Below are 6,957 nucleotides of genomic sequence, written 5' to 3' on the forward strand. Positions count from 1 at the left end.
TTGACCGCAAAAGACGCACTAACGGAACGTTATCAAGATTTATTATCGGTCTATCTAAAAGCCAAAACAGAGACGACCCTCTACAAAGGGCAGCAATTCAGCAGAAAGTTATTAGAACAGCAGATCTCACCAGAAGATCTTGTCAGTTTGCACATCCAAGTGATGGATGAACTGTTTCCAGATATGTCTGAAGAAATGAGAGATTCTTTTGACTTTCTGCTTGAAGCGATGATCGGCTACGGTTTTGCTTATCGTGAGCACCAAAGTTTGCGTGATAAGCAACAACAGCTTGAATCAGAGATTGAAGTTGCCGCAAGTATGCAGCAGACGTTACTGCTCAGTGATGTGCCAGAGTTTGATCAGCTAGACATCGGCGTAGTGAGTGTTCCCGCTAAAAAAATGAACGGTGATTATTATAATTTTGTTAAGAGCGGCAACAGTTTAAGTGTCGCTGTAGCAGATATTATCGGTAAAGGCATACCCGCTGCACTCTGTATGTCTATGATTAAATATGCGATGGACAGTTTACCTGAAGAACAGATGAAGCCTCATCTACTTTTAGAGAACTTAAACCGTGTCGTTGAACAAAATGTTCATAGCAACATGTTCATCACGATGTTTCATGGGGTTTATGAACCTGAAAGTCATAAGTTTTACTATGCGGGTGCTGGTCATGAACCAGGCTTTTTCTATCACGCAAAGGAAGACGAGTTTCATGACTTGATCGCTAAAGGTCTGGTTCTTGGTGTATCCAGAACAACCACTTATCACCCATACGAAAAGATGATAGAAGTGGGAGACATGGTTATCCTTCTTTCAGACGGAGTGACCGAGTGTAGAACAAGCAAAGGATTCATCGAAAGAGAAGAAGTTGTTGCTCTTATTCGAAAGTATATGGATCTGCCCTCACAAAAGATTGTTGAAAATGTATTTCAGGAGCTTGATCGCCTTCAAGGCTTTGAGCTAAGAGATGATTTTACTTTAATTATTTTAAAACGACTGGTTTAAACAGTATTTGATTAGGGTAAAGGTACCTTATATGGTTCCATACAAAGCTTGGGGGGAAATAAAATGAATTTGCAAATAAATCAAGATCAAATAAATGAAACATACGAGTTAAACCTTACAGGAGAAGTGGATGCTTATACAGCTCCTAAGTTAAAAGAAGTGATGCTTCCATTAACAGAGAAAGAAGGAAACATCGTAATCGTAGATCTTTCCGGAATTGAATATATGGACAGCACAGGGCTAGGTATTTTCGTAGGAGCTTTAAAATCTTCTAAAGCAAATCATAGCTCTTTAAAATTAAGAGGCATGACAGAACGCGTTAAACGCATTTTTGAAATTACTGGATTAACGGAAGTAATGGATATTGAAAGTGGAGTAAAGGGGGAGGCGCTATGAGAACAGCGTCCGACTATATTGAAATGAAGGTCCCTGCAAAACCGGATTATGTAGGTGTCGTCAGGTTAACGATCTCTGGCCTGGCCAACCGCATGGGTTTTGCGTTTGACGAAATTGAAGATATCAAAATTGCAGTATCAGAAGCTGTAACGAACGTTGTTAATCATGCCTATACCGATACTGAAGATAAAGGCCAAGTTCGTATTGGCTGTAATATATATGATGACCGCATGGAAATTACGGTTGTCGACCAAGGAAAAAGCTTTGATGTCGAATCTATCTCTAAAAATCTTGGCCCTGTAGATGGTAAATCAGTTGATCAACTGCATGAGGGAGGTTTAGGCCTCTTTCTGATAGATACATTAATGGACAAGGTAGAAATAAGCAGTGAAGCCGGTGTCGTTGTAATGATGACGAAGTATCTTCACAGAGATGAGGTGGAGGAACATGTCGACAGAATCTCACCAGCGCCTTCACAGTAAAGAACAAGTCTATGCTTGGATTGATGAACTGCAGCAAGACCCAAAGAACGAAGAGATTCAGACGAACCTCGTGTTGCAGTATCAAGACTTAGTTCATTCACTAGCTCGGAAGTTTTCTAAAGGCAAAAGCATTCATGACGATTTAGTACAAGTCGGTATGATTGGATTGCTTGCGGCTTTTAGAAGGTACGACAAAACGTTTGGAAGATCATTTGAATCTTTCGCTGTTCCGACCATCGTCGGAGAGATTAAACGTTTTATCCGTGATAAAACATGGAGTGTTCACGTACCTCGTCGAATTAAGGAACTTGGACCAAGAATCAAGAAAGCCGTTGAAGAACTAACTACGCGTTTACAAAGATCACCGAAAATTTTTGAAATCGCAGAGTACCTAGAAGTTTCTGAAGAGGAAGTTCTAGAGACGATGGAGATGGGCAAAAGTTATCAAGCTCTATCTGTAGATAGTTCCATTGAAGCGGATCAAGAAGGAAGTACGGTTACATTACTCGATCTAGTTGGTTCCAACGATGTTGGTTTTGATCAGATTGATAAAAGAATGCTTTTGGAAAAAGCTTTTGCCGTTCTTTCCGAACGCGAACGCGAAATTCTTCAATGTACGTATTTTGAGAATTTAAGCCAAAAGGAAACGGGAGAACGCCTAGATATCTCTCAAATGCATGTGTCCCGACTTCAGCGTCGAGCACTTGAAAAGCTTAAAGAAGCGTTGCGCGTATCACCTTCGGAGGCTCTTAAATGATCGAACACTATCAGTTTAGCAAGGCATCTGTTTCCTCTTATCAGAAACCGAAAAAGGGAAATGATCTTTGCGGAGATAGTTTTTATGTAAAAGAAACGGAAGATTATTTGATTTGTGCAGTAGCGGATGGTCTAGGAAGTGGTAAGATGGCGAAAGAAGCTTCTGGGGCCGCTACTGATATTATCGATCGAAATCATCATGAAACTGTCGAAGGGTTAATGCATCTTTGTAATGAAGGTCTGAGACATACTCGTGGTGCCGTGATTGCTATTGTTAAAGTCGATTATCATAATCATACCGCTACTTATTCAGGAGTTGGTAACATCCGTTTTATGATCTCTGCAGAAAGACAAAGAGCCATACACCCTTTGCCGAAAGTCGGTTTTCTTGCAGGAAAGCCTGAAAAATTTAAAGTACAAGACTTTAAGTTCGAAAAAGAGTTAACACTGATGCTTTATTCGGATGGTATGGACATTCATACACAGAGCCGTTCGTTGTTAACGAAAATGATATCACCAAAAGAATCGGTCCTCTATATCAGTGGATTGCCTCAAGATATTAATGACGATGCAACCTGTCTCGTCGGACAAATAAATTTGATTTCGTAAAACATCACCTTCATCAGTATGTAGAGTGGTGTTTTTTTGTTTTGGCTGTTTTCTAAAAGATTGTTGCATTTAAATCTTTTTAGTTACTTCTTCGACTGTTGATTGTAGTGGAAGGTGCGTGCCAGCCACATGAGATACTTCTTGCATGGCATGCGACGAGGAAGCTCACTGCGGAGAATTAACTTTTAGACGCAGGAGCAAGGAACTTCTAAAGGTGGGCAGTCCTTGAAGTGGAAGGGGCTAGCCGCTGCAACTAGCCAGGTGAGACACTTAAAAGTGAAACGTACGAATGTGGCTCACCGCATGCCCCGTGGAAAGCGAGCATCTGAAACGTAAATCAACTACTCACAAGATTGCAATTTTTACGCCACCACTTCCTTGGTTTATAATAGTACTAATTGATTGAAAAAGGAGTGTTCTTATTGGGACAACCTATTAATGAACAAGCATTGAGAACAATGGAATCCGAACTGAACGTAAAAGGAAAACAAATTAACCAGGTTATTGCTCTACTAGAAGAAGGAAACACGGTCCCGTTTATTGCGCGTTATCGAAAAGAATTAACGGGTGGCTTAGATGAAGTACAGATTAAAGACATTATGGACCGATGGACATATCTGCAAAATCTAGCTTCACGTAAAGAAGAAATCCTTCGTTTAATAGAAGAACAAGGAAAATTGACTGAAGAATTAACGGCAGCAATTGCAAAAGCACAAAAGCTACAAGATCTTGAAGATATTTATCGTCCGTACAAACAAAAGAGAAGAACGAAAGCAACTGTAGCGAAAGAAAAAGGTCTCGAACCACTTGCTTTATGGTTGTTAGAACAAAGAAATGATGATCCACTAACGGAAGCAGCATCCTACATAAATGAAGAAAAAGAAGTGCATTCTGCTGAAGATGCATTGACTGGAGCGAAAGACATCATCGCTGAAATGCTGTCTGACGATGCAGATATGCGAAAGTGGATTCGCGAAGATACATTTTCCAAGGGCGAGATCAAAACTGATGGGAAAAATGCAGAATTAGATGAGAAAAAAGTATTCGAAATGTACTATGAATATCAAGAACCGATCCGAAAGATTGTTCCGCATCGTGTTTTAGCGGTGAATCGCGGCGAAAAAGAGAATATTTTAAGAGTAGGTATCGCTGCTCCTTCAGAACTGATCGTATCAAAGATGGAACGGAAAGTAGTGAAACGTTCGAGCTCACCTGCTGCACCTATTATATTAGAGGCGATTGAAGATGCGTATAAACGATTGATCGCGCCTTCCATCGAACGAGAAATTCGCGCGGCTCTAACCGAACAAGCGGAAGAGCGTGCGATTCATATTTTTTCTGAAAATGTAAGAAGTCTTCTATTACAAGCACCACTAAAAGGGAAAGTTGTTTTAGGTGTTGACCCTGCTTATAGAACGGGTTGCAAACTAGGAGTGGTTGATGAAACTGGAAAAGTGCTTCATATCCAGACGATCTATCCTACACCACCGCGATCAGAAGTAGAAAAATCGGCAGCGGTTGTAAAAAAACTGATCGATCAGTATGATATCGAAATCGCAGCGATCGGAAATGGGACAGCGTCACGTGAAACAGAACAATTTATTGCAGAGACTTTAAAGGACTTAGAGAAATCTGTAGCATATGTGATTGTTAACGAAGCGGGAGCGAGTGTGTATTCAGCTTCTACAGTCGCTCGAGAGGAATTTCCAGACCTTCAAGTTGAGGAAAGAAGTGCGGTATCCATTGCCCGAAGACTTCAAGATCCGTTGGCGGAGCTCGTTAAAATCGATCCGAAGTCTATTGGAGTAGGTCAGTATCAGCATGACGTTTCTCAAAAAAGACTTGGTGAAGAAATTTCTTTTGTTGTTGAAACTGCAGTTAACCAAGTTGGAGTTAACGTTAATACCGCATCATCGTCTCTTCTTCAATATGTATCTGGGTTGTCCAAAACCGTTGCACAGAACATTATTGTTAAACGAAACGAGGTAGGAAAGTTCAAAAACAGAACAGAACTGAAGAAAATTCCTCGTCTTGGTGCAAAAACGTATGAACAATGTATCGGATTTTTACGTGTAGTTGATGGAGATCAACCACTTGATCAGACGGGTATTCATCCAGAAAGCTATCCGGCAACAAAAGCTCTTTTAAAAGAACTCGGATTCAAACCTGCTGATATCGGTTCAGATGCTCTTGCGGAAAAGTTGAAATCACTTTCGCTTGAAGCAACTTCAGAGAAATTAGATATCGGCGTTCCAACATTAAAGGATATAATCGAAGGGCTTATGAAACCTGGGCGAGATCCTCGTGATGCTTTTTCAGGGCCAGTCCTTAAAACAGATGTTCTTAAGATGGAGGACTTGTCACAAGGAATGGAGCTTCAAGGAACGGTTCGAAACGTTGTTGATTTTGGTGCTTTTGTAGATATTGGCGTAAAACAGGACGGGCTTGTTCATATTTCTAAGCTTACGGATCGATTCGTAAAGAATCCGATGGATGTCGTTAGCGTAGGGCAAGTCGTTACTGTATGGGTAGATTCAGTAGATGTATCCAAGCAACGAATCGCTCTAACCATGATCGCCCCTAAGTAAGTAATAAAAGATTAAGCACTTCTCCAGTGGATTATTCTTCACTGGAGGAGTGTTTTTTGTTATAAAAGAACCAGCATTGATTAAGTAAGCGGATTTGGTAACGGTCTTTTTGATAATAAGCACGACGGAGCTGTCTTTTAAACCATGTTGGCATATAGAGAACCTCCTTGAACTTCCCAATCCGTTATTTGTGTATTAGTCTATGTATAGGAGCTTGTTAATGTGAACTAGAAATGTAAGGAGCTTGACCATGACGAATGAAGAATTGCAGAAACTAACGGAGGAGATCTCGATTCAGTTCTTCAATAAGACGTTTCGCCATCAAGCGAGATTCAATAGAAGGCTGCGAACAACAGGTGGACGTTATCTGTTGCGATCTCATGATATAGAAATGAATCCTCATCTTTATGAAGCGTTTGGTATGGAAGAATTGATCGGTGTCATTAAGCATGAGCTCGTGCACTATCATATGCATATCGAGGGCAGAGGGTATAAACATGGTGACGATGACTTTAAATATTGGCTTCATAAAGTAGGTGGGTCTCGTTTCTGTCAATCCATCCCCGAAAAAAGAAGAACAGAGAGCTATAAATACGCTTATCTATGTACGGACTGTATGCAGTCATATAAGAGAAAAAGGCAAATTGATACGAAAAGATATGTGTGTGGAAAGTGCAGAGGGAAATTAAAACAGGTTTCTTTAAAATAGGGTGTTGACTTCGAATATAGGTATGTGGTAATTTAATAAAGTCGCTGTTAGACATACCTATTACATAGCTTTTAAAAGCAGGTATCGTTAAGCGAATGCGGCTCAGAAAAAACTTCTAAAACTAGTTGACATCTGAGGCAAAAACAATTATGATATTAATTGTCCTTAAAAGACATTCCACAGTAGCTCAGTGGTAGAGCTATCGGCTGTTAACCGATCGGTCGTAGGTTCGAGTCCTACCTGTGGAGCCATACAGAGAAGTACCCAAGTGGCTCAAGGGGCGCCCCTGCTAAGGGTGTAGATCGCTAACGCGGTGCGAGGGTTCGAATCCCTTCTTCTCTGCCATGTGGCCCGTTGGTCAAGCGGTTAAGACACCGCCCTTTCACGGCGGTAACACGGGTTCGAATCC

At 40.9% G+C, this 6,957-nt stretch carries 8 protein-coding genes and 2 tRNA genes; 9 read left to right on the top strand and 1 reads right to left on the bottom strand.

All coding sequences use genetic code 11. The features are described from left to right. The 6 genes from FS458_RS19690 (at position 1) to FS458_RS19715 (ending at position 5,839) form a co-directional block, all read left to right on the top strand. Positions 1 to 1,008, top strand: a complete 1,008-nt coding sequence (locus FS458_RS19690; RefSeq protein WP_144704760.1) for a PP2C family protein-serine/threonine phosphatase — start codon at positions 1 to 3, stop codon at positions 1,006 to 1,008. A gap of 63 nt (positions 1,009 to 1,071) precedes the next feature. Then, positions 1,072 to 1,404: an STAS domain-containing protein gene (locus tag FS458_RS19695; protein ID WP_144704763.1), complete on the top strand. Its 333-nt coding sequence runs from the start codon at positions 1,072 to 1,074 to the stop codon at positions 1,402 to 1,404. After that, on the top strand, positions 1,401 to 1,886 hold the full coding sequence (rsbW, locus tag FS458_RS19700; RefSeq protein ID WP_144704766.1) for an anti-sigma B factor RsbW: 486 nt from the start codon (positions 1,401 to 1,403) through the stop codon (positions 1,884 to 1,886). Before FS458_RS19695 ends, rsbW begins: the two co-directional genes overlap by 4 nt. Next, positions 1,852 to 2,643 carry an RNA polymerase sigma factor SigB gene (gene sigB, locus FS458_RS19705; RefSeq protein ID WP_137792090.1) on the top strand — a complete coding sequence of 264 codons (792 nt, stop codon included), beginning with the start codon at positions 1,852 to 1,854 and terminating at the stop codon, positions 2,641 to 2,643. Before rsbW ends, sigB begins: the two co-directional genes overlap by 35 nt. Further along, positions 2,640 to 3,251 carry a SpoIIE family protein phosphatase gene (locus FS458_RS19710; RefSeq protein ID WP_144704769.1) on the top strand — a complete coding sequence of 204 codons (612 nt, stop codon included), beginning with the start codon at positions 2,640 to 2,642 and terminating at the stop codon, positions 3,249 to 3,251. Before sigB ends, FS458_RS19710 begins: the two co-directional genes overlap by 4 nt. A gap of 458 nt (positions 3,252 to 3,709) precedes the next feature. Beyond that, on the top strand, positions 3,710 to 5,839 hold the full coding sequence (locus tag FS458_RS19715; protein WP_144704776.1) for a Tex family protein: 2,130 nt from the start codon (positions 3,710 to 3,712) through the stop codon (positions 5,837 to 5,839). Between the two features lie 31 nt (positions 5,840 to 5,870). Here FS458_RS19715 and cmpA read toward each other — a convergent pair whose 3' ends face one another. Continuing rightward, entirely contained in the window at positions 5,871 to 5,993 is a 123-nt protein-coding gene (gene cmpA, locus FS458_RS19720) for a cortex morphogenetic protein CmpA (RefSeq protein ID WP_137792088.1), read from the bottom strand. 96 nt (positions 5,994 to 6,089) lie between these two features. On the opposite strand from cmpA, the gene FS458_RS19725 reads away from it, so the two are divergent. From FS458_RS19725 to FS458_RS19735, 3 genes are all read left to right on the top strand, one after another. Continuing rightward, on the top strand, positions 6,090 to 6,548 hold the full coding sequence (locus tag FS458_RS19725; protein ID WP_144704772.1) for a SprT family protein: 459 nt from the start codon (positions 6,090 to 6,092) through the stop codon (positions 6,546 to 6,548). Between the two features lie 176 nt (positions 6,549 to 6,724). Further along, positions 6,725 to 6,799: transfer RNA gene (locus FS458_RS19730), tRNA-Asn, on the top strand. A 3-nt stretch (positions 6,800 to 6,802) separates the two neighbouring features. After that, positions 6,803 to 6,893 (top strand) — tRNA-Ser (locus FS458_RS19735). Positions 6,894 to 6,957 lie beyond the last annotated feature (64 nt).

Origin of the sequence: Fictibacillus phosphorivorans, assembly GCF_007673525.1 — a bacterium.
GTDB classification, from domain to species: domain Bacteria; phylum Bacillota; class Bacilli; order Bacillales; family Fictibacillaceae; genus Fictibacillus; species Fictibacillus phosphorivorans_C.